Genomic DNA, 23,050 nt, shown 5'->3' on the forward strand with positions numbered 1-23,050 from the left:
AGTCAGGCGACCTCCACCGGGGTGCCGCCCAGACGGCCCAATGCCTGGACCACGGAGTTCGGCTCAAGCAGGCGCATGCAGTTGTAGTGACCAAAACGGCATGTGCGCTCGAAACAGGGGCTGCATTCGATCCCCAGTTGCACGATCTCGACCTCATCGGCCAGAGGCGGCGTGAAACCGGGCGATGTAGAGCCGTAGACCGCCACCAGCGGACGATTCAGCGCAGCCGCCACGTGCATCAGCCCGGAGTCGTTGGACACCACGGCATCAGCACAAGACAACAGATCAATGGCCTCGGCCAATGAAGTTTCACCGCTGAGGTTGACCGCCTCTTCACGCAGGCCGGGGATCAGATAGTCGCGAATGCTCTCGCCGACCGGATGATCCTTCTTCGAGCCGAACAGCCAGACTTGCCAGCCTTCACGAATCCGGGACTCGGCCACCTGTGCGTAATGCTCGGACGGCCAGCGCTTGGACTCACCGAACTCGGCACCCGGGCATAGCGCCAGCACCGGTCGGTCCAGCGTCAGGCCGAACTTGGCCAACGCGGCATCACGAACAGCGGTGTCGATTTGCAGGCTTGGCTTCGGATAAGGGCGCGGCAACTCTGCGTCCTTGTCGAACGCCATGGCCATGAAACGCTCGATCATCAGTGGATAGCGCTGTTTGTCCAGAATCCGCACGTCATTGAGCAGGCCATAGCGGAACTCGCCACGCCAGCCGGTGCGCTTGGGAATGCCCGCAAAGAAAGGCACCAGCGCGGACTTGAGCGAGTTGGGCAGCAGGATGGCCTGATCGTACTGGCCGGCCAGGGATTTGCCGATCCGGCGTCGGGTCGACAGCTCCAGCGCGCCATGCCCCAGCGGAAAGCTCAGGGCGGCACGCACTTCAGGCATGCGCTCCAGAAGCGGACGGCTCCACTCCGGAGCCAGCACATCGATTTCGCACTCAGGATGACGCTGCTTCAGACACTGGAACAGCGTCTGCGCCATCACCATGTCACCGACCCAGCTAGGCCCAACGATCAAAATTTTCATGCTCGATCCAAAAACAGCCAGGGAGGCTTGTCAGGTTGCGTGACCTTCCCACACAACCTGACGCCTCCCTGTCATAGCTATCTATATATAGCGTTCGATAAACCGTAGGAGCGAATTCATTCGCGAAGATATTACCTGACGACACATTCTGTATTGATCGTACCGGTCTCTTCGCGGATGAATCCGCTCCTACAACGTGGGGGTCAGGTCAGTCCTGACTCACTCCAGATCCGCATCACTTCGCGCCGCTCGACTTCAAACTGATCACCGGCCACTGTCCCGGCCTGGTTCTGCAAGGCCTGACGGTGCGCCGCTGCGCGGTATGCCTTATAGGCTTCGCGCAACAGGCTGGCATCGGCATCAGGCAACAACCCGGCCTCTTCCAGGCCTTCGAGAATACGAATGTTATCGGTGTAGCGCAGCAGGGCGGGATGCTCTCTGGACCACGCCAAGGCCGCGTATTGCACCATAAATTCGATATCGACGATACCACCGGCATCCTGCTTGAGGTCGAACACCATGGCTGGATCGAAAGCATTGGCCGCCGTTCCCGCCACCGTCAGTTTAGTCCCAAGGCTGTCGCGCATCTTGGCGCGCATCTCGCTGACTTCTGCACGAAGCTTGTCCAGATCGCGCTCGCGCGCCAATACCGTGGCCCGGACCTTGCCGAACTCATTGCCCACATCAGGGCTTCCGACCAGCACCCGGGCACGCACCAGTGCCTGATGCTCCCAGGTCCATGCTTCATTTTCCTGATAGCGGCCAAAAGCCCCCAGCGAACTGACCAACAGGCCCGACGCCCCGGAGGGCCGTAGCCGCATATCGACCTCATAAAGCTGGCCGGAGTTGGTCTGGGTTGTCAGCAAGTGAATGATGCGCTGGCCCAGACGGGTGAAGAATTGCGCCCCGTCGATGGGTTTGGCGCCATCGGTTTCAGCCTGCGGATCGCCGTCATGAATGAAGACCAGATCCAGATCCGAGCCATGCCCCAGTTCGATCCCGCCCACTTTTCCGTAACCAACGATGACAAAACTCGGATCGCACAGACTGCCGTCGGGACGCGAAGGCGTGCCATGCCGGGCAACAGTATGTCGCCAGGCCAGGGCCAGAACCTGTTCCAGAATCGCCTCGGCCAGCCAGGTCAGGTAATCGCTGACTTTCATCAACGGCAAACTGCCCGAAATCTCGGACGCGGCCACCCGCAGACGATGGGCCAGCTTGAAGTGTCGCAAGGCCTCCATCTGCTGCTCCAGATCGTCCTCGGGGATACGGATCAGCCGCTCCTGAAGCTCGGCCGCCAGTTCCGGTGCCAGTGGCGGATTGAACAGACGACCTTCATTGAGCAGTTCGTCCAGCAGCAACGGGAAGCGGGCAATCTGCTCGGCAATCCAGGGGCTGGCCGCACATAACGTCAGCAAGCGCCGCAGGGCATCGGGGTTTTCCGTGAGCAGCACCAGATAAGCCGAACGCCGGGCTACCGCTTCGACCAGCGGCAATACCCGCTCAATGACCAGATCCGGGCTTTCATGCTCGACCGCCTGGGCCAGCAGACGGGGAATGAAAGCATCCAGACGCTCGCGCCCCAGGCGCTGCATCGAGCGCAACTGCGGGCTGCCGCGCAGGTTGGCCAGTTGCCGGATAGCCTTGTCGGCATCGACAAAACCGGCCTGGGACAACTGACGGCACGCCGCCTCTTCATCCTGAGACTCCTGCCACAGCGGCAACCACTCACCGCCCACGATGACTTCATCGTCATCCTGTTGCTCGTCATCGGCATCGGAATCCGGGTCGGCAATCACCTGACGGAAATGCCATGAAACCCGATTGCGCCAATGCATCAGTTGCTCATGGAAGGCCGACCAGTCGGCAAAGCCCAGCATGAAAGCAATGCGCGCCTGATCCTGCTCGTTGTCCGGCAACATCTGGGTCTGGCGGTCGGCAATAGCCTGGATGGCATGCTCGGTGTAGCGCAGGAACTCGTAACCTTCGCGCAACTCGTCGGTCACGGCAGAAGGCAGGTAGCCCTGGCCTTCAAGGGTTTTAAGCACCTTGAACAGCGGGCGCTGCTGCAGGCTCAGATCGCGACCGCCGTGAATCAGCTGGAAGGCCTGGGCAATGAATTCCACTTCGCGGATACCGCCAGCGCCCAGCTTGATGTTTTCGGCCATGCCCTTGCGCCGCACTTCCTGCTGGATCAACTGCTTCATGGTGCGCAGCGCTTCGATGGCAGAGAAATCCAGGTAACGGCGGTACACGAACGGACGCAGCATTTGCAGCAGTTGCTCGCCAGCCACCTGATCGCCGCCCACGACGCGAGCCTTGATCATGGCGTAGCGTTCCCAGTCACGACCCTGATCCTGATAATACTGCTCCAGCGCATTGAAGCTCAGCACCAACGCCCCCGATGAACCATAAGGCCGCAAGCGCATGTCGACGCGGAACACGAAGCCGTCGACGGTCACCGGGTCCAGTGCCTTGATCAGCCGCTGGCCCAGACGAATGAAGAATTCCTGGTTATCCAGCGCACGCTTGGCGCCCACCGTTTCGCCGCCTTCGGGGTAAGCGAAGATCAGGTCGATATCCGAAGACAGGTTCAGTTCCACCGCCCCCAGCTTGCCCATGCCGAGGATGACCATATGCTGTGGCTGACCGGTGCGGCGCCCGGTCGGGGTGCCGAGCAACTGGCAGTGACGCTCGTACAGCCATTGATACGCCAGATCGATAGAGCCATCTGCCATCTCGGACAGATCACGGCAGGTTTCGATCAGTTCTGCCTGACGGGTAAGATCGCGCCAGATAATCCGCACTTGCTGACGCATGCGCTGGCGACGTAGATTACGCCCCAGTTCATCATCGCTGCTGGCAGCCTGTACGGCGGCAGCGATTTGCCCGCGCAGTTCGCCCACGCTGAAACTGCGCTCCAGTTCGCCTGACTCCGCCAACTCCAGCAACATGCGAGGGTCGCGGCAAACCTGTTCGGTGACGAAGTCGCTGGATGCACAGACCCGGTCGAACGCCTTGCGGCGCGACTCCGGCCAGGCATCGAAAGATGCCAGCGAATCGTCCGGCAACGCAGCCAGCGCTGTACGAAATGTCTGTTGTGCACGAGTAACTAAAGGCAGCAGGATGGCCGGAAAATCGGCCAGCGAAGGTAGGCTCATGGTCTATCCTTGATCGGCGTGCAATGGGCTACCTGCCATGTCCGCAAGTTTCATGCGCAACCGCCGAATGTAGAACAAAAGTTATAAATTGCTGAAAAATCTGAATCACTAGCAGCAAACACTAATTTTTCACTCTAAATTATAAAATTCACATCAACGGTAACGTTTTATCTCACAACACGACAGGAGCGATTTGGTCGCTTCTCTGTAGTTTTACTACTGAGCATGTAACTCGAAGGGCTGAAATGGTCGTCGATTTGTAGTAAAACTACACGCCGCCGGAACAACCCTCCGGTAATCCAAGAATTTTATGTCGTCTGCCCAAAAGGCCAGTCGCAAACTCAGGCAACCGATTCTGGAAGCCTTTCCGCCCTGGAGCAAGCCATGCAAGACCTCGATCCCGTCGAAACCCAGGAATGGCTGGACGCCCTGGAATCGGTTCTCGACAAAGAAGGCGAAGACCGTGCTCATTACCTGATGACCCGTATGGGCGAGCTGGCCACTAGAAGTGGTTCGCAGCTGCCGTACGCCATCACCACGCCATACCGCAACACCATTCCGGTTACTCACGAAGCACGCATGCCTGGCGACCTGTTCATGGAACGCCGCATTCGCTCGCTGGTACGCTGGAACGCATTGGCAATGGTCGTCAAGACCAACCTGAACGACCCGGACCTGGGCGGTCACATCTCCAGCTTCGCTTCCAGCGCGACGCTGTATGACATCGGTTTCAACTACTTCTTCCAGGCCCCGACCGACGAGCACGGCGGCGACCTGATCTACTTCCAGGGCCACGCCTCCCCGGGCGTCTATGCCCGTGCGTTCCTCGAAGGCCGCATCAGCGAAGACCAGATGAACAACTTCCGTCAGGAAGTCGACGGCAATGGCCTGTCCTCGTACCCGCACCCATGGCTGATGCCTGATTTCTGGCAGTTCCCGACCGTATCCATGGGTCTGGGCCCGATCCAGGCGATCTACCAGGCGCGCTTCATGAAGTACCTGGAAAACCGCGGCTACATCCCGGCAGGCAAGCAGAAAGTCTGGTGTTTCCTGGGCGACGGCGAGACCGACGAGCCGGAATCCCTGGGCGCAATCGCCCTGGCCGGTCGCGAGAAGCTGGACAACCTGATCTTCGTCATCAACTGCAACCTGCAGCGCCTCGACGGCCCGGTTCGCGGCAACGCCAAGATCATCCAGGAACTCGAAGGCGTGTTCCGCGGTGCAGCATGGAACGTCAACAAAGTCATCTGGGGCCGTTTCTGGGACCCACTGCTGGCCAAGGACACCAACGGTGCCCTGCAACGCCGCATGGACGAAGTCATCGACGGCGAGTACCAGAACTACAAGGCCAAGGACGGAGCGTTCGTTCGCGAGCACTTCTTCAACACGCCTGAACTCAAGGCCATGGTCGAAGACCTGTCCGACGACGAAATCTGGAAACTCAACCGTGGTGGTCACGACCCGTACAAGGTCTACGCGGCCTACCATCAGGCGGTCAACCACAAGGACCAGCCGACTGTCATCCTGGCCAAGACCATCAAGGGTTACGGTACCGGTGCAGGCGAAGCCAAGAACACCGCGCACAACACCAAGAAAGTCGATGTCGACAGCCTGCGTCACTTCCGTGACCGCTTCGACGTGCCGATCAAGGACTCCGAGCTGGAAAACCTGCCGTTCTTCCGTCCGGAAGAAGGCAGCGCCGAAGCCAAGTACCTGGCCGAGCGCCGCAGCGCCCTGGGTGGTTTCGTACCTCAGCGCCGCGCCAAGAGCATCAGCATCCCGACGCCACCACTGGAAACGCTGAAAGCGATCCTGGACGGCTCGGGCGACCGCGAAATTTCCACCACCATGGCTTTCGTGCGCATCCTGGCGCAACTGGTCAAGGACAAGGAAATCGGTCAGCGCATCGTTCCGATCATCCCGGACGAAGCCCGTACCTTCGGTATGGAAGGCATGTTCCGTCAGTTGGGCATCTACTCGTCCGTCGGCCAGCTCTACGAGCCAGTCGATAAAGACCAGGTGATGTTCTACCGCGAAGACAAGAAGGGCCAGATCCTCGAAGAAGGCATCAACGAAGCGGGCGCCATGTCGTCGTTCATCGCTGCCGGTACTTCGTACAGCAACCACAACCAGCCGATGCTGCCGTTCTACATCTTCTACTCGATGTTCGGCTTCCAGCGTATTGGCGATCTGGCATGGGCCGCTGGCGACAGCCGCACCCGTGGCTTCCTGATCGGTGGCACCGCCGGCCGTACCACGCTGAACGGCGAAGGCCTGCAGCACGAAGACGGTCACAGCCACATCCTGGCCTCCACTGTGCCTAACTGCCGCACCTATGATCCGACCTATGGCTACGAGCTGGCGGTGATCATCCAGGACGGCATGAAGAAGATGACCGAAGAACAACAGGACATCTTCTACTACATCACCGTGATGAACGAAGCCTACACCCAGCCAGCCATTCCGGCCGGCGCCGAGGAAGGCATCATCAAGGGCATGTACCTGCTCGAAGAAGACACCAAGGCGGCTGCTCACCACGTCCAGTTGCTGGGCTCGGGCACCATCCTGCGTGAAGTCCGCGAAGCGGCGAAGATCCTGCGCGACGAGTTCAACATCGGTGCCGACGTCTGGAGCGTTACCAGCTTCAACGAACTGCGTCGTGACGGCCTGGCGGTAGAACGCTCCAACCGTCTGCACCCTGGCCAGAAGCCTCAGCAGACTTACGTCGAGCAGTGCCTGGGCGGCCGTAAAGGTCCGGTCATCGCCTCCACCGACTACATGAAGCTGTTCGCTGACCAGATCCGTCAGTGGGTTCCGTCCAAGGAATACAAAGTGCTGGGCACCGACGGTTTCGGCCGTAGCGACAGCCGCCGCAAGCTGCGTCACTTCTTTGAAGTCGACCGTAACTTCGTGGTGCTGGCAGCCCTGGAAGCCTTGGCTGACCGTGGCGACATCGAACCTAAAGTCGTGGCTGAAGCCATTGCCAAGTTCGGTATCGATCCTGAAAAACGCAACCCACTGGACTGTTAAGAACCTGCTTCAAAATCGGTAACCTGCGCTGTTCAAAGGCGTGAAACAGCCGAGGATGCGGAATTTACACCCGTAAATGAGCATCCAAGGCTGTTTCGTTGCAACTGGATACGGCGCAATCGAATGAACAGGTTCTGCGAAGGAGAAACATTGTGAGTGAGTTAATTCGCGTACCCGACATCGGCAACGGTGAAGGTGAAGTCATTGAGTTGCTGGTCAAGGTCGGTGATCGCATCGAAGCCGACCAGAGCATCCTGACCCTTGAGTCCGACAAGGCGAGCATGGAAATCCCTGCTCCCAAGGCTGGCGTCATCAAGGCCATGAAGGTCAAGCTGGGCGACCGCCTGAAAGAAGGCGACGAGCTGTTCGAGCTGGAAGTCGAAGGCGAAGCGGCTGCTCCGGCCGCTGCTGCCGAACCTGCTCCAGCTCCAGCCGCTGCAGAGAAACCGGCCGAAGCACCTGCTGCTGCACCGGCTCCTGCCGCCAGCGCCACCGTTCAGGACATCCACGTTCCGGATATCGGCTCGTCGGGCAAGGCCAAGATCATCGAAGTCCTGGTCAAGCCAGGCGACAGCATCCAGGCCGACCAATCGCTGATCACCCTGGAATCCGACAAGGCCAGCATGGAGATTCCATCTCCTGCCGCAGGCGTGGTCGAGAGCGTTGAAGTCAAGCTTGAACAGGAAGTCGGTACCGGCGACCTGATCCTGAAACTGAAAATCGCAGGCGCAGCGCCTGCCGCTGCACCGGCTCCAGCTGCCAGCGCTCCGGCACCGGCCAAGGCCGAAGCCGCTCCGGCTGCCGCACCTGCCGCCAAGGCAGAAGCCGCTCCAGCTCCAGCGCCAGCCGCCGCTCAAAGCGGTGCCAAGGTTCATGCAGGCCCGGCGGTTCGCCAACTGGCTCGCGAGTTCGGCGTCGAGCTGAGCGCTGTCAGCGCAACCGGTCCACACGGCCGCGTGCTGAAAGAAGACGTACAGGTTTACGTCAAGGCCCAACTGCTGAAGGCCAAGGAAGCACCAGCCGGCGGCGTAAGCGGCGGCACAGGCATCCAGCCGATTCCGGAAGTCGATTTCAGCCGTTTCGGCGAAATCGAAGAAGTGCCGATGACCCGCCTGATGCAACTGGGCGCGAGCGGTCTGCACCGTAGCTGGCTGAACATTCCGCACGTCACGCAATTCGACCAGGCCGACATCACCGACCTGGAAGCTTTCCGTGTTGCGCAGAAAGCCGCTGCCGAGAAGGCTGGCGTCAAGCTGACCATCCTGCCACTGCTGCTCAAGTCCATCGCGCACCTGCTCAAGGAACTGCCGGACTTCAACGCTTCGCTTGCACCAAGCGGCAAAGCGGTCATCCGCAAGAAATACGTGCACATCGGCTTCGCCGTGGACACTCCGGAAGGCCTGCTGGTCCCTGTGATCCGCGACGTCGACCAGAAGAACCTGCTGCAACTGGCAGCCGAAGCAGCCGCACTGGCTGAAAAGGCACGCAACAAGAAGCTGACCGCGAACGACATGCAAGGCGCATGCTTCACGATCTCCAGCCTCGGTCACATCGGCGGCACCGGCTTCACGCCGATCGTCAATGCACCGGAAGTCGCGATCCTGGGCGTTTCCAAGGCCACCATCCAGCCAGTCTGGGACGGTAAAGCCTTCCAGCCGAAACTGATGCTGCCTCTGTCGCTGTCCTACGATCACCGCGTGATCAACGGCGCGGCTGCTGCCCGCTTCACCAAGCGCTTGAGCGAATTGCTGGCGGATATCCGCACAATCCTGCTGTAAGCCCAGGCAGGCCCGCCACATGGCGGGCCTTGCCGTGTATTTGCGAGCTGCCACGCTCGAACCTCAACCCCGCCTTCAAGCGGGGCTTTTTTTGTCTGCCTGTCCCGGTTATATAGCTCGGAAAATCCTCTGACTTCTGCGCTTATCTGCTGTATTGGCGAACCAGGTCAACCGGCCGACACTTTTATAGCACTAAGCCACCGCCCTCTCTTGTAAGCCTGGGCTGCATGATGCAACCTTGCCATACGCGAAAGTAATCCGGGCCAATGCCCTACCGCGATCAGTATTCCGGAAGCGAGTTTGTTCATGAAAAGCCAAACCGATGCTGCCGGCAGAACGGCAGCCGAGGTAGTAACGCAATTGCCGGTGCCTTCGCGCCTGGGCATGCTGCGTTTCGAGCGGCTTAATGAAGCCAATTGGGCGCTGCTGTTTCTCGATCCTAACTGCGAAAAACAGTTCGGCCTGCCTGCCGTGGAACTCTGCGCCCTGATTGGTTCGCCTTACGCCAGCCTGATGGAGCCGGAGGCACGCTACAGGCTACATGACGAGATCCAGTTGCAACTGGCATCCGCTCCGTTTTATCTGACCCGCTATACCTTGCACACCCCCAAAGGCCCGCTGGGTCTTCTGGAAATCGGTGAGGCCTACAAACAACACAATCGTCATCTGTTGCGTGGCTACTTCCTCGTGGTCGAGGGGATGATTGCCGAAGGCGAGCAGACATATGGTCCGGATCTGGAAACCCAGAACTCGCGTCTGCAGATCGCTCTGGAACTCAACCAGCGTGCGCAACGTGACCAACTCGCCCATCTGGAGCGAGTTCGCGCCCAGCAAGAGCTGATCCTGCGCCTGACACGCCATCGCTACAACACCGCCAACTCGGTGCTGGAAGCCGCCGAACTGATCACCAAGAGCGCCTGCGATATCTACGATGTCGACCGCGTGGGCATCTGGAGCCTGCACGAGCAGCGTCTGGAGTCGATTGCCGACTATCACCGGCAAAGCTGCGACTATCAGGTGCGCAAGCCACTGGATATCAGCCAGTACCCCAATTATCTGGACGCCTTGCACAACAGCCGGGCAATCGATGTCAGTAATGTGCAGAACGATCCGCGCACCCGCGAGATAGCAGACACCCTGCTGCCAAGGGGCGTGAATGCCATTCTGGACGCCAGTATCCGCATCGATGGCCAGGTGGTCGGCGTGCTCTGCCTGGAGCAGACCGGCTCGGCCCGTGAGTGGCAGCCCGACGAAATAACCTTTGCCGGTGAGCTGGCCGACCAGTTCGCGCAAGTCATCAACAACCACAGCCGGCGGGCCGCAACCAACGCGCTGTACCTGTTCCAGCGTGCTGTCGAGCAAAGCGCCAACGCCTTCCTGCTGGTCAACTGCGAGGGCATGATCGAGTACGTCAATCCGAGCTTCACCGCCATCACCCAGTACAGCTCCGAAGAAGTCCACGGCCACAAGCTGTCGGAACTGCCGGCACTGGAAAACCTCAATGCCCTACTGCTCGATGCCAATTCCAGCCTGAACAAGAGCAACAGCTGGCAAGGCGAGTTCAAGAGCCGACGCAAGAACCTGGAGCCCTACTGGGGCCAGTTGTCGATTTCCAAGGTGTATGGCGACAACCGCGAACTGACCCACTACATCGGCATTTACGAAGACATCACCCAGAGCAAACTCGCGCAGCAGCGCATCGAACGCCTGGCTTACACCGACAACCTGACCAACCTGGGCAACCGGCCAGCCTTCATCCGCAACCTGGACGAACGCTTCGCCCGGGACAGCGACACGCCCATGAGCCTGTTGCTGGTGGACATCGACAACTTCAAGCGAATCAACGACAGCCTGGGCCATCAGACGGGCGACAAGCTGCTGATCAGCCTGGCCCGGCGCCTGCGTAATACCCTCAGCCCGTCCGACATACTGGCGCGGTTTGCCAGTAACGAGTTTGCCGTGCTGCTCGACCAGAGCGGGCTTGAAGCCGGGCAGAACGTTGCCAGTCAGGTGCTGGCGACGCTGGACAAACCGATGTTCGTCGATAACCAGCTCATCAGCGTCACCGGCTCAGTCGGCCTGGCCTGCGCCCCGCTGCATGGCCGTGACCCGCAGACCCTGATGAAAAACGCCGGTCTGGCGTTGCACAAGGCCAAAGCCAACGGCAAGCATCAGGTTCAGGTCTTCACCGAAGCGCTCAACGCCGAAGCCAGTTACAAACTGTTCGTCGAGAACAACCTGCGTCGAGCCCTGACCCAGAATGAACTCGAAGTCTTCTACCAGCCCAAGCTGTGCCTGCGCAGCGGCCGTCTGCTGGGCATGGAAGCCCTGCTGCGCTGGAACCATCCGGAAAAGGGCATGATCCGACCGGACCAGTTCATCAGCGTTGCCGAAGAAACCGGCCTGATCATCCCCATCGGCAAATGGGTCGCGCGCCAGTCCTGCCGCATGAGCAAGGCGCTGACCGAAGCCGGTTTCGGCAATCTGCAGGTAGCGATCAACGTCTCGCCCAAGCAGTTCTCGGACCCGGACCTGGTGTCTTCCATCGCCTCGATTCTCGAAGAGGAAGCGCTGGATGCTTCCCTGCTGGAACTGGAGCTGACCGAAGGCCTGCTGCTGGAGGCCACCGAAGACACTCGCCAACAACTCGACTCGCTGAAAAAACTCGGCCTGTCGCTGGCCATGGATGACTTCGGAACCGGCTACTCATCCTTCAGTTACCTGAAGAAATTCCCCATCGATGTGATCAAGATCGACCGCAGCTTCATCCGGGACATTCCGGACGACGAGGACGACATGGAAATCACCTCGGCGGTGATCGCCATGGCCCACAACCTCAAGCTCAAGGTCGTGGCCGAAGGCATAGAAACCGCGGCCCAACTGAAATTCCTGCGCCGCCATCGCTGCGATGTGGGCCAGGGCTACCTGTTCGACAAGCCGATCCCCGGCGAAGAACTGATCGAAAAACTGAAACGCTACACGCGCCGACCGTCGGCCTGACCCCTCTTCCCTGTACACCGGACTCTCGGGCACACTGTCGGACTGTTTATCCCTCTAATCTGTTTTCACTTATCGAGAGGATATGGTTCATGACTCTTCGCTCGGAAATTCTAGTGAACAAAAATGTACTCCCTACCGCACAGCAAGCACTGCCAGGCCGTGAAACCCCTATCGCCGTTCCTGAACAGCACTTCGTCAATGGCAACCCTTTGCTGGGGCCATTCTCCGGCACGGTTGAATTCGCAATCTTTGGCCTGGGCTGCTTCTGGGGCGCAGAACGACGCCTCTGGCAACAACCAGGCGTGGTCAGCACTGCCGTGGGCTATGCAGGCGGCATTACGCCAAACCCGACCTATGAAGAAGTCTGCTCGGGCCTGACCGGCCATAGCGAAGTGGTTCTGGTGGTGTATGAGCCAGAAGAGATCAGCTACGAAGCGCTGCTCAAAGTATTCTGGGAAGCGCACAACCCGACCCAGGGCATGCGCCAGGGCAACGACATCGGCACCCAGTACCGCTCGGTGATCTACTGCACCAAACCAGAACAGCTCGAAGCCGCCCAGGCCAGCGAAAAAGCCTTCCAGGCCGAGCTGAGCAAAGCCGGGCTGGGCAAAATCACCACCGAAATCGACCAGGCCCCGACCTTCTACTACGCCGAGGCGTACCACCAGCAGTACCTGGCAAAAAACCCGCAGGGTTATTGCGGGCTGGGTGGGACAGGGGTCTGTTTGCCAGCGTAGCCGGCAGCTACAAGCTACAAGCTACAAGCTACAAGCTACAAGCTACAAGCTACAAGCTACAAGCTACAAGCTACAAGCTACAAGCTACAAGCTACAAGCTACAAGCTACAAGCTACAAGCTACAAGCTTTTGACTTGAAGCTTGCGGCTTATAGCTTGCAGCTCCCCCCAACTATTCCGCTATCAACCAATCCATCGTCCAGCCACCCCGGGTCTGTCCCAGCTTCTCGGCCAGATAAGGCATCAATTCGCGCAGTTCCTCTTCCAGCCCCCAAGGCGGATTGGCGATGGCGAGGCCGGAGCCGTTGAGGCTTGCCGGGGTGTCCAGCGGGTGAACATGAAGCTCTATGCGCAGCAGCTTCGGCGCGCCGGTTTCGGCCAGGTCCTGGTAGAAGCGCTTGAGCTGGCGCTGGTCCTTGACCGGATACCAGATCGCGGCGACGGTCTGGCGCATGCGGCCGATGGCTTCCTTGAGGGCGACGGCACAGCGCTTCATTTCATCGAGCTGCTCGAAAGGCGGATCGATCAGCATCACGGCGCGCTTCTCGGCAACCGGCAGCAAGGCCCGTGGCACATGCCAGCCTTCCCCCAGGTGCACGGCCACCCGACGATCACCCTTCATGTTCTCCTTGAGCAACCGCCCGTCTTCGGGGTGTTTCTCGTTGAGCAGCACGCGTTCGCGCTCACGGGTCAGGCGACGGGCCAGCTCCGGCGAGCCCGGGTAATACCGCAGTTCGCCATCGGGGTTCATGTCGTGCAGCACTTGCAGGTAATCGGCTGCCAGCGCAGGCAGGTCCGGCGCATTCCACAAGCGCCCGATACCTTCCAGCCATTCACCGGTGCGGGTGGCCTGATCGCCCTTGAGGTCGTAAAGCCCAAGTCCGGCGTGGGTGTCGAGATAGGCGAAAGGTTGCTCCTTGCGCGCCATCAGGGCGATCAAGCGAGTCAGGGTCAGGTGTTTGAACACATCGGCATGGTTGCCAGCGTGGAAGGCGTGACGGTAATTCATGGCAGCTCCTGGAAGGCTGCGCAGTTTAGCAAAACTCGGGCGGGAACAAGACAGTGCTTTCAAGGGTAAGGGTGAATGGCTTTAATCACCCTTCCGGTAAATTGCGCGTTATAAGATCCAGCCTTGCCACACTACAAGGCATAAACGGAAATCCACTTCCTGTCAGGATGAGTGGTATAGAGACGATTACCCTGACGGTTCAAGACAGCGTCCCCTACAGAGTGAAAGAAGTCGATGCGCGTCGCTGTTTTCTCCGCCGTATCGACTCTATACAAATCAAAATTACAGGAATGAATGGCGTACACATACTTATCGTCCGCTGTTCCCCCGATGATATTGACCGGGTAACCCCGTGAACCAAACTCCAGTGTGTACAGGATCTTGTGAGTTGCCGTGTCCGTCACAAACATCTCATCAAAACCGCCGACATAAAGCTGTCTGCCATCCGAACTGACTGCCATGGAGCAGGGGTTTCTGAAACCTGGAATATCCACTTGCGAATAATCCCGTGTATCAATCATCGCTACCGCGCTGTCGGGATCATCGGCAAGTTCTGAAGCATAGATGTAGTGCCCATCCGGGCTGACGGCCATGACCAGGGCCGCATTCGACATTCTGCCCAGGTCAAAATTACTCTCGGCATTGTAATCAACTGCATCAACCATGCGGATAAGGCCGCCCGGCGCGTAACGGAAAGACAAGCATATAAAACGCCCGTCCGGGCTGGCCGCAATTCTATCGACCCCCTCAGAATCGAGGATAGCGACGAGCTTGTTGCGCTGGATATCAATGACAGAGCATTCATCTTCCCCGGCCACATAGAGCTTGCGTCCATCCGGGCTGACAGCCACATCGCCTACACAGCCTCTCTGCAGGCTGGATACAACTTCACGGCTGTCAATATCGATAAAACTGACCCGACTCCCGTCTTCATGAGAGACAAAAAGCATCGTGTCATCAGGGCTTACATCTATCCCCTTGGGTGCGAAACTCAAAGGAATACTGGCAAGAAGTCTTGCCTCATGCGGAGGTGATAGCGGAAAGGGAAACGCTGTTCTTTGGCTTGGAAAAACCGTGCCTGGAAATATTTTTCTTTGCATTTAACCCACCAATCCCTTGGCCTGTTCAGACCATCATTCGAGAAAACAGGTGCTGCCTTTAAAGCGTCAAGCATTAGCCAATCAATCATGTGCTTCACTGGATGAGTCATTACCCAGTCGAGCCCTCCTTTTTAGCCAGAAATAACAGGGGATTATTGAATACCCCAGGCAATAAGTTGGGTACTGTCAGAAATGACAGGTGAAACGAAAAAAACCGACCATTGATCGACTTTCTTCTGATAGAACCTGACTGAAAACGACATGCTCGTAGGTAATCGAGCCATTCACGGCAAGCGGGGTTGATGCGTCAGCAGCGCACTACCAGAATCGAGGCCTTACCCGATCAAAGGAACACTCGTCATGATGCATGCGGATTTGATTGATCAAGAAGACTTGCTGAGCCAGCTCAGGGCACTGGGGTTTGAGATGCCCAGTGGCGCAACAGCCGAGCAGGCCTGTACGCAAGCGGTGTGTGGCCTGACCGATGAACGCGCAACAGCCTTGCGGCGTCTGGTCGAGCAATTGCTGACCGGCAGTGCAACCATATTGCCAGCGGTACGTCAGGCCATCGATCAGCAATTGCTGCCAGCACTGGCGACCTATAAACAGAATCACGGCTAAAGCGGGAAAGAAACCGGGCGCATGCTCGATGCGCCCTCTGTGGATCAATACTCGATCCGCACATCACCCTTGGGCACGCTACAGCACGACAGGATGTAACCTTCTTCGACATCCTCGTCGGTAATCCCGCCATTGTGCTCCATCTCTACTTCGCCACTGAGTTTCATGACCTTGCAGGTGCCACAGATGCCCATGCCGCAGGCCTTGGGAATCATCAGGCCCAGCTTGGAAGCTGCCGCATGGACGGTTTCCCCCGGCGCAACACGAATGCTCTTGCCGGTGTCGGTGAATTCCACCTGATGCAGATCCGCCAAATCGACTTCCGGCGCATCCGCAGCGATTTCCGCATGCTCCACGGCTTCGGCGCGCACCTCTGGTGGCGTCGCGCCAAAGGACTCTTCATGGTACTGCGCCATGTTGAAGCCGCTTTCCTGCAGCATGCGCTTGACCGCAGCCATGTATGGCGTCGGCCCGCAACAGAACACCTCGCGGTCCTTGTAGTCCGGCGACATCAACTCCAGCATCCGTTGGTTCAGGTAACCGCGATAACCCGCCCAGGGCTCACCAAGGCCGTGCTTCTCACAGATCAGATGCAGACTGAAGTTATCGATCCGCGACGCCATGTGCTCCAGCTCGCGGTGATAGATGATGTCCTTGGGCGAGCGGGCGCTGTGTACAAACACCATGTCGACGTTGGCATTGGTGTCGTAGAACCAGCGGGCCATGGACATGACCGGCGTGATACCGACACCGCCGCTGAGATAGAGGATCTTCGGATTGGGGAAGTCGATGGCGTTGAACAAGCCGACAGGCCCGTGCACTGCCAGCTCCTGGCCTTCATGCAGCGTATCGTGCAGGTAATTGGAGACCTTGCCTCCCGGCACGCGCTTGACGGTAATCGAGAAGCTGTAAGGCACCGATGGCGAACTGGAGATGGTGTAGGAGCGCATGATGGGCACGCCATCGATTTCCAGCTCCAGGGTGACGAACTGACCGGGTTTGAAGAAGAACAGGATCGGCTGGTCTGCCATGAAGCAGAAGGTCCTTACATCCCAGGTTTCCTGGATCACCTTGACGACCCGCACAAGATGGCGGCCATTGGCCCATGTCTGGGTGGTTACCGGGTTGAGAAAATTCTGGGACATACTTGATCTCCACGACCGACTGTCGGCCTTTATGGTGGGGATTCTGCGTAACGCGCAGGAGGCGCATTTACCTATCAACGACATTCACGTACTTACGGCGACCAGCCCCCACAGACCGTGGGTTCCCTAGTCGGGAACGGATTCGGCCATGTCGCCCATGGATAAGGTTCAGTCCGCGCCCGCCTCCACACTCGCCCCTTAACAGCCATGAATAAACTCACCGGCATGAGCGACCCCCAATCGCCTTGCGTGCAGCGCTGCAAAGAACCGTATTAGCCACATTCGCAGGCCGCCAACGATGCGGTCATGAGGGAATCTGAACAATGGACATCACCGCAACCCTGAGCCTTGGCGACCCGCTGGAACCTGCACGCAAGGCCACTGCCCAGATGCTGCAGAACCGCGAGCGCACCTATTCGCTGCCGCAGCCTTTCTACAGTGATGACCGGCTGTTTGAAATCGACATGCAGGAAATCTTTCACAAGGAATGGCTGATTGCGGGCATGACCTGCGAAATCCCGGCCAAGGGCAACTACCTGACGCTGCAGATCGGCAAGAACCCGATCCTCGTCGTCCGCGCCCCGGATGGCAGCGTGAATGCTTTCCATAACGTCTGCCGCCATCGTGGCTCGCGCCTGTGCACCGGCGAGAAAGGTAAGGTCGCCAAGCTGGTCTGCCCTTACCACCAGTGGACGTACGAGCTGGACGGACGCCTGCTGTACGCGGGTACCGAGATGGGCGACGACTTCGACATGAAGAACTTCAGCCTCAAGCCCGTGAACGTCAAGACCGCAGGCGGCTATATCTTCATCAGCCTGGCGGAAAACCCGCCTGCTATCGATGAGTTCCTGGCCACGCTCAAGCACTACATGGAACCCTACGACATGGAAAACACCAAGGTGGCGGTACAGACCACCTTGATGGAAAAGGCCAACTGGAAGCTGGTGATCGAGAACAACCGCGAGTGCTACCACTGCAACGGCTCACACCCGGAGCTGTTGAAAACCCTGCTGGAATGGGACGACGTCACCGACCCGCGTGCCGATCAGACCTTCAAGGACCATGTGGCCGCCTCCGCCGCTGCCTGGGACGCCGAGAAGATTCCCTACGCACACGCCAGCTTCGGCCTGCGCAACCGCATCGTGCGCATGCCGCTGCTAAAGGGCACTGTGTCGATGACCATGGATGGCAAGGTCGGCTGCAAGAAACTCATGGGCCGTATCCAGAACCCGGACCTGGGCTCGATGCGCATCCTGCACCTGCCTCACTCCTGGAACCACTGCATGGGCGATCACATCATCGTCTTCACGGTATGGCCGATCAGCGCGCAGGAAACCATGGTCACGACCAAGTGGATCGTGCACAAGGATGCCGTGGAAGGCGTCGATTACGACGTTGAGCGCATGCGTCAGGTGTGGGACGCCACCAACGATCAGGACCGTCGTCTGGCCGAGGAAAACCAGCGCGGTATCAACTCCAGCGCCTACCAGCCAGGCCCGTACTCCAAGACCTATGAGTTCGGTGTGGTCAACTTCATCGATTGGTACAGCTCGCGGGTACTGGAAAACCTGGGAGCAGAACCTGCGCCCTACCTCAAAGGTGTAGCGGTCAACCACGAATGACCCAGTGGGGGCTGGATGTTGATCAAAAAACATCCAACCCCCTCATACCCCAAGCCTGCCGCCCTCTCCCGCACACAACAAACAACTTATCCACAGAGCAGCCCACAGCAATTGTGGGAAAGTCGATTTTTTCGCTCTCAAAAAGCCTGAAAAAACCGTGACTTACTGATTGCCTCCATTGCGGGACATACTGTTCATTTTTTGATCAAACCTTTGAAAGCCTTGTGTTCATTGGCCTTCAAGGGATCACGAACACCTTATCCACAGAAGCGCCAACAGACTTTGGGGGCAACTTCGGGTTTGTGAGTCACGCACTGTGGAAAACTGCTCCAGGCGTGATACAGCAAGGCTTTACACCGGTATTTATAGCCATTGACGATCAATTGATCATTTTTTATACGAAACCTTGTAAGCCACGTTTTATACGGGCTACAGGAGATCACGAACAACTTGTCCACAGAGAGGCCAACAGAGTTTGTGGGCAATTGAGCAAGGAGATGAGAAGCAGTGGATTGTTTATCCACATGGAAAAGCCAGTAAAAACCGCAAGTTAGGTTGATCACTTTTCAACCAGAGGCCTGTAAGGCACGGTTTACATGGGGTTCAGAAACCCGCGAACACGTTATCCACAGGTGGACGCACAGGGAATGTGCACAACTCCCTGTGGAGCAGTCGCGAGCAAGCTCCCTCCCACGGATTTGTGGGAGGGAGCTTGCTCGCGACTGTTTTTATCGAATGACGCCCTCTTCCACCAGCAACTTGAGGATCGCTGCGGCACCCTCTTGCGGGCTGACGCCCTTGAGAACTTGCCCGGTGCCGCCGCTGGCCTTGGCGGTTGCGGCTTTCATGCGGTCGGCGCCGCTCTTGGCCTTGATCACTTTCAGGCGTTTGGGGCGGGGTTTGGCAGGTTGCAGGCCATGGGCTGTGAGTAACTCATCCTCCACCACCTCCACCTGCTCCACACCCAAGGCCCCACGCTGTGCAGGACCGTAAGCGCTCTGGCGTGGTTTTGGCGCTGCGTTATCCACAGTGGCCAGAAACGGCAGGCGAACCTTGAGGCGACGTCGCTGGCCTCGCGGCAAGGCTTGCAGGACAAGGGCCACACCGTTATCCAGGGATTCCACCTGGGCCAGCCCCACCACCAGCGGCCAGCCCAGCCTTTCCGCCAGCAGAAACGGCAGCATGCCCGAGCCTTCGCCGGTTTCAGCCTGGCTGCCGGTGAGCACGATCTGCACCGCTGAATCACGGATGTAATCGGTCAGCGCAGGCAGTGCGTCGGCGCCTTCAGGCTGCTCCAGCACCTGCAGTTCGTCCAGACCCATGCCCATATAAGCCCGCAGTGCAGGCTCCTGGGCATTGCCGGCGTGCAGCACCTGCAAGTTATCCCCAGCCAGTTGCAAACCCAGTTCCACGGCGCGGGCATCCTGCTCGGCGCGGCGAGCGCGTCCCGAAGTCGGGTGAGCGCCAATGGACACCAGACTCATGACCTGCAACAAGGCCTTGTTCAATGACGCATTATCCACAGATGAACTCCCGCGCTCAGGCCGCATCACGTTTTGCCTCGTTGCGATAAGCCTCGACCGCGTCGATCAAGGCCTGGAGGATGGCTGCGCTTTCACCGATCACCGACAGGTCGGCGCGTTTGATCATGTCGCAGCTGGCATCCAGGTTGACCGCCACCACCTTGTCGCAGGCGCCGATGCCTTGCAGGTGCTGGATCGCGCCGGAGATACCCACAGCCACATACACACGTGCGGTGACCCAGGTGCCGCTGGCGCCTACCTGACGATCCCGGCTCATGAAACCATCGTCCACCGCCACCCGCGACGCACCTTCGGTCGCGCCCAGAGCCGCTGCCGTGCGATGGAACAAGTCCCAGTCCCTGACGCCATTGCCGCCGGAGAAGATGAACTCTGCCTCGGCCATGGGGATAACTGCAGGGTCCACGGCCACCGCGCCAAGGTCTTCGATGCGTGCAAGACTGCGCGCCACAGGTGTGGATAACTCCACCGGCAGCGCTTCATGGCGAGTTTCACTGACCGGCTCGGCGCATTCGGCAGCCGCCAGAATCAGACGGGCCAGCGGGCGGGCCAGATCCTCACGCCCCGCGCCAGCACGCCCGATGCATTGCTCATCCTTGACCTGCCAGACACGAGTCGCCGGGCGCTCGCCCAGACTGGCAGCAAAACGCCGTCCCAACTCCCCGCCGCCGCTGCGGCTGTCAGGCAGCAGCCAGTGCCGAGGGTTGAACTGGTTATCCACAGCCCGCAGCCCTTGCACGCGCTGTTCCGGTGAATAACCGCTGAATTCATCACCTTCAAGAACCAGCAGACGGTCAACACCCGCCGTCTCGAAAGTGCTTTCCTTGTGTTCTCCAAATACCACCACCAGTACAGCGCCAGTGCTGCCAGCCAGTTGATGGGCAAGCCCCAGCAGATCCCGGTCGTGGCTGCTCAGGCGACCGCCGACCATGTCCGGCACCACGGTGATGTAAAACGCCGGCTCCGATACTTGATGCAGCGGCAGGCTGATCTCGACAGTTGCAGAACGTTTGACCGTTCCGCCCTGCTGTGCGCCGCTGCGGTCAATACGCTTGATGCCATTGGGGCCGATGAAACCCTGGCCGTGTACGTTCTTGCGCATGAGACCGTTGGGGCCCATCCAGCTGGTCTGTGCGGGCTGCATCGCTGCATGCAAAGGGTGCAGACGGTTACGTGCGATCCATTCGGCACGGGGGTCGCGGCGGATAATGTCGCTCATCAATGCACCTCCGCAGGTTCACGCCTGGCTGGCTCTGGCTTGCTGGCCACCGGTTCTTCAATCAAGGCATCCGCCACCAGTTCGGCAATGTCCTTGATCATCGGTCGTGGCTCGACCACGCCTTCAAGCATCGCCGTGCATTGTGGACAACCGACTGCCACCAGTTCGGCACCGGTTTCGCGGATATCTTCCATACGCATGTCGGGAATCCGCTGCTTGCCGGGAATATCGGTAATGGGCGCGCCGCCACCGCCACCGCAGCAACGGGAGCGGAAGCCCGAGCGCTGCATTTCCTTGATCTCGATACCCAGGGCGCGCAATACCTCACGCGGCGCTTCGTACTCGCCGTTGTAACGGCCCAGATAGCATGGATCGTGATACGTCACGCTAGAGCCTTTGTGTTGTCCGAGCTTGAGCGCGCCGCCCTGAAGCAGTTCAGCCATGTAAGTGCTGTGATGCTGCACGAGGTAGTCGCCACCAAAAGCGCCGTACTCGTTTTTCAGCACATGAAAGCTGTGGGGGTCGCAAGTGACGATGCGCTTGAAGCTGTATTTGGAGAGCGTCTGGATATTGCGCCTGGCCAGCATCTGGAAAGTCGCTTCATCACCCAGGCGGCGGGCCACATCGCCACTGTCGCGCTCCTCAAGGCCCAGCACGGCGAAGTCGACCTTCGCGGCTTTCAGGACTTTGACGAACGCCCGCAAGGTACGCTGGTTACGCATATCGAACGCGCCATCACCGACCCAGAACAACACGTCGGTGGTTTTCTTTTCGCTGAGCAGGCTGAGGTTCAAATCCGCCGCCCAGTTCATTCGCCCGCCCGGCGCAAAACCTCCGGGGTTGTCGGTGGCAATCAGGTTATCCAGCACTTCGGCGCCCTTGTTGGGGGTCGCGCCTTTTTCCAGGGTCAGGTGACGGCGCATGTCGACGATGGCGTCCACGTGCTCGATCATCATCGGGCACTCTTCCACACATGCCCGGCAAGTGGTGCAGGACCACAGGGTTTCGGCATCCACCAGTCCGTTGACGATGGGTTGATGTGGATTGCCGCCATGTTCGCCGATGGGCTTGCCCTTGCCGTCGAGGGATGGATACGGGCTGCCTGCGAATTTGGCATCGGTGCCGCCAGCGAGGCCGACCACCATGTCCTGAATCAGCTTCTTGGGGTTCAACGGCTGGCCGGCAGCGAACGCCGGACAAGCGGCTTCGCATTTGCCGCACTGCACACAGGCGTCAAAACCCAGCAGCTGGTTCCAGGTGAAATCCTCGGGCTTTTCCACACCCAGCGGCGCGTTCGGGTCAGTAAGGTCCAGAGGCTTCAAGCCGGTGGAACGACCGCCACCGAAGCGCTCGGCACGTCGGTGCCAGGCCAGGTGCAGAGCGCCAGCGAAGGCGTGCTTCATCGGCCCGCCCCAGGTCATGCCGAAAAACAGTTCGCTGACGCCCCACAGCACGCCAACGCCCAGAATCACAGCCAGCAGCCAGCCACCGAAGTTCTCGGGAAGAATCCCCGCCACAGGCAGGGTCACCAGAAAGAAGCTGACGGAAAACGCCATCAGGCTTTTCGGCAAGCGCATCCACGGGCCTTTGGACAGGCGCGATGGCGGGTTGAGACGACGACGAAAGACAAACACCGCCCCCACGAACATCACCGCCGACATCAGCAGCAGCGCATAGCCCAAGAAGCGGTTATGCAGACCGAAGCCATGCACCAGAATCGCCAGCACGATAGACGCCACCGCACCGCCCGCCGTGGCGACGTGTGTGTTGGCGATGTATTTATCCCGGGCGACGACATGGTGCAGATCGACCATATAACGCTTGGGCATGGCCAGCAGCCCGCCCAGCAGATCAACCCTGGAAGCCCGGCCATTGCGCCACATTTTTACCCGCCGCAAAGCACCCAGCACCGCAAGGGCCAGGGCAGCGAAGAGCAGGAGGGGGAGAATGGTGCTCAACATCAGAATCACCTCTGGCGAGGTGCAAGCTACAAGCGGTAAGCGACAAGTAAAAGCACAGCCGATCCGCTGCCTTCTCTTGCTGCTTACAGC

Annotated in this window: 14 protein-coding genes; 6 read left to right on the forward strand and 8 right to left on the reverse strand. The window is 59.1% G+C overall.

The window, feature by feature from the left end; genetic code table 11:
- Positions 1-2: 2 nt before the first annotated feature.
- Both waaF and glnE read right to left on the reverse strand, forming a co-directional pair.
- The gene (gene waaF, locus CKW23_RS06170; protein WP_095067242.1) at positions 3-1,037 is read right to left on the reverse strand and encodes a lipopolysaccharide heptosyltransferase II; all 1,035 of its coding nucleotides are present in this window, start codon (positions 1,035-1,037) and stop codon (positions 3-5) included.
- Between the two features lie 203 nt (positions 1,038-1,240).
- Positions 1,241-4,198 (reverse strand): bifunctional [glutamate--ammonia ligase]-adenylyl-L-tyrosine phosphorylase/[glutamate--ammonia-ligase] adenylyltransferase, encoded by a 2,958-nt coding sequence (glnE, locus tag CKW23_RS06175; protein WP_095067243.1) that lies wholly within the window; start codon positions 4,196-4,198, stop codon positions 1,241-1,243.
- 384 nt (positions 4,199-4,582) lie between these two features.
- Between glnE and aceE the strand changes: the two genes are divergently transcribed.
- From aceE to msrA, 4 genes are all read left to right on the forward strand, one after another.
- Positions 4,583-7,228 (forward strand): pyruvate dehydrogenase (acetyl-transferring), homodimeric type, encoded by a 2,646-nt coding sequence (aceE, locus tag CKW23_RS06180; protein WP_025258247.1) that lies wholly within the window; start codon positions 4,583-4,585, stop codon positions 7,226-7,228.
- Between the two features lie 152 nt (positions 7,229-7,380).
- Positions 7,381-9,006, forward strand: a complete 1,626-nt coding sequence (gene aceF, locus CKW23_RS06185) for a dihydrolipoyllysine-residue acetyltransferase (RefSeq protein WP_095067244.1) — start codon at positions 7,381-7,383, stop codon at positions 9,004-9,006.
- A 306-nt stretch (positions 9,007-9,312) separates the two neighbouring features.
- Positions 9,313-12,006: a GGDEF and EAL domain-containing protein gene (locus CKW23_RS06190; RefSeq protein WP_025258245.1), complete on the forward strand. Its 2,694-nt coding sequence runs from the start codon at positions 9,313-9,315 to the stop codon at positions 12,004-12,006.
- 89 nt (positions 12,007-12,095) lie between these two features.
- Positions 12,096-12,743, forward strand: coding sequence for a peptide-methionine (S)-S-oxide reductase MsrA (gene msrA / locus CKW23_RS06195; RefSeq protein ID WP_025258244.1), 648 nt, complete (start codon positions 12,096-12,098; stop codon positions 12,741-12,743).
- 171 nt (positions 12,744-12,914) lie between these two features.
- Here msrA and CKW23_RS06200 read toward each other — a convergent pair whose 3' ends face one another.
- Positions 12,915-13,751 carry a 23S rRNA (adenine(2030)-N(6))-methyltransferase RlmJ gene (locus CKW23_RS06200; RefSeq protein ID WP_025258243.1) on the reverse strand — a complete coding sequence of 279 codons (837 nt, stop codon included), beginning with the start codon at positions 13,749-13,751 and terminating at the stop codon, positions 12,915-12,917.
- 131 nt (positions 13,752-13,882) lie between these two features.
- The gene (locus CKW23_RS06205; protein ID WP_143498910.1) at positions 13,883-14,851 is read right to left on the reverse strand and encodes a YncE family protein; all 969 of its coding nucleotides are present in this window, start codon (positions 14,849-14,851) and stop codon (positions 13,883-13,885) included.
- 360 nt (positions 14,852-15,211) lie between these two features.
- Here CKW23_RS06205 and CKW23_RS06215 point away from each other — a divergent pair, with 360 nt between their 5' ends.
- A complete protein-coding gene (locus tag CKW23_RS06215) occupies positions 15,212-15,472 on the forward strand; it encodes a hypothetical protein (RefSeq protein ID WP_095067247.1) in 261 nt (86 codons plus the stop codon).
- 44 nt (positions 15,473-15,516) lie between these two features.
- Here CKW23_RS06215 and gbcB read toward each other — a convergent pair whose 3' ends face one another.
- Entirely contained in the window at positions 15,517-16,617 is a 1,101-nt protein-coding gene (gene gbcB, locus CKW23_RS06220) for a glycine-betaine demethylase subunit GbcB (protein WP_095067248.1), read from the reverse strand.
- 323 nt (positions 16,618-16,940) lie between these two features.
- Here gbcB and gbcA point away from each other — a divergent pair, with 323 nt between their 5' ends.
- Positions 16,941-18,239: a glycine-betaine demethylase subunit GbcA gene (gbcA, locus tag CKW23_RS06225; RefSeq protein WP_025258239.1), complete on the forward strand. Its 1,299-nt coding sequence runs from the start codon at positions 16,941-16,943 to the stop codon at positions 18,237-18,239.
- Between the two features lie 728 nt (positions 18,240-18,967).
- On the opposite strand, the gene CKW23_RS06230 is transcribed toward gbcA, so the two are convergent.
- Genes CKW23_RS06230 through dgcB form a run of 3 tightly spaced genes read right to left on the reverse strand, consistent with a single transcriptional unit; the run spans position 18,968 to position 22,960 of the window.
- Positions 18,968-19,789 carry an electron transfer flavoprotein subunit beta gene (locus CKW23_RS06230; RefSeq protein WP_095067249.1) on the reverse strand — a complete coding sequence of 274 codons (822 nt, stop codon included), beginning with the start codon at positions 19,787-19,789 and terminating at the stop codon, positions 18,968-18,970.
- Positions 19,779-20,999 carry an electron transfer flavoprotein subunit alpha/FixB family protein gene (locus CKW23_RS06235; protein WP_095067250.1) on the reverse strand — a complete coding sequence of 407 codons (1,221 nt, stop codon included), beginning with the start codon at positions 20,997-20,999 and terminating at the stop codon, positions 19,779-19,781. The genes CKW23_RS06230 and CKW23_RS06235 overlap by 11 nt, the downstream gene beginning before the upstream one ends.
- Complete coding sequence (dgcB, locus tag CKW23_RS06240) at positions 20,999-22,960, reverse strand: dimethylglycine demethylation protein DgcB (protein ID WP_095067251.1); 1,962 nt, start codon at positions 22,958-22,960, stop codon at positions 20,999-21,001. The genes CKW23_RS06235 and dgcB overlap by 1 nt, the downstream gene beginning before the upstream one ends.
- Positions 22,961-23,050: the final 90 nt, after the last annotated feature.

Origin of the sequence: Pseudomonas sp. Irchel 3A18 (genome assembly GCF_900187465.1) — a bacterium.
GTDB lineage: Bacteria > Pseudomonadota > Gammaproteobacteria > Pseudomonadales > Pseudomonadaceae > Aquipseudomonas > Aquipseudomonas cichorii.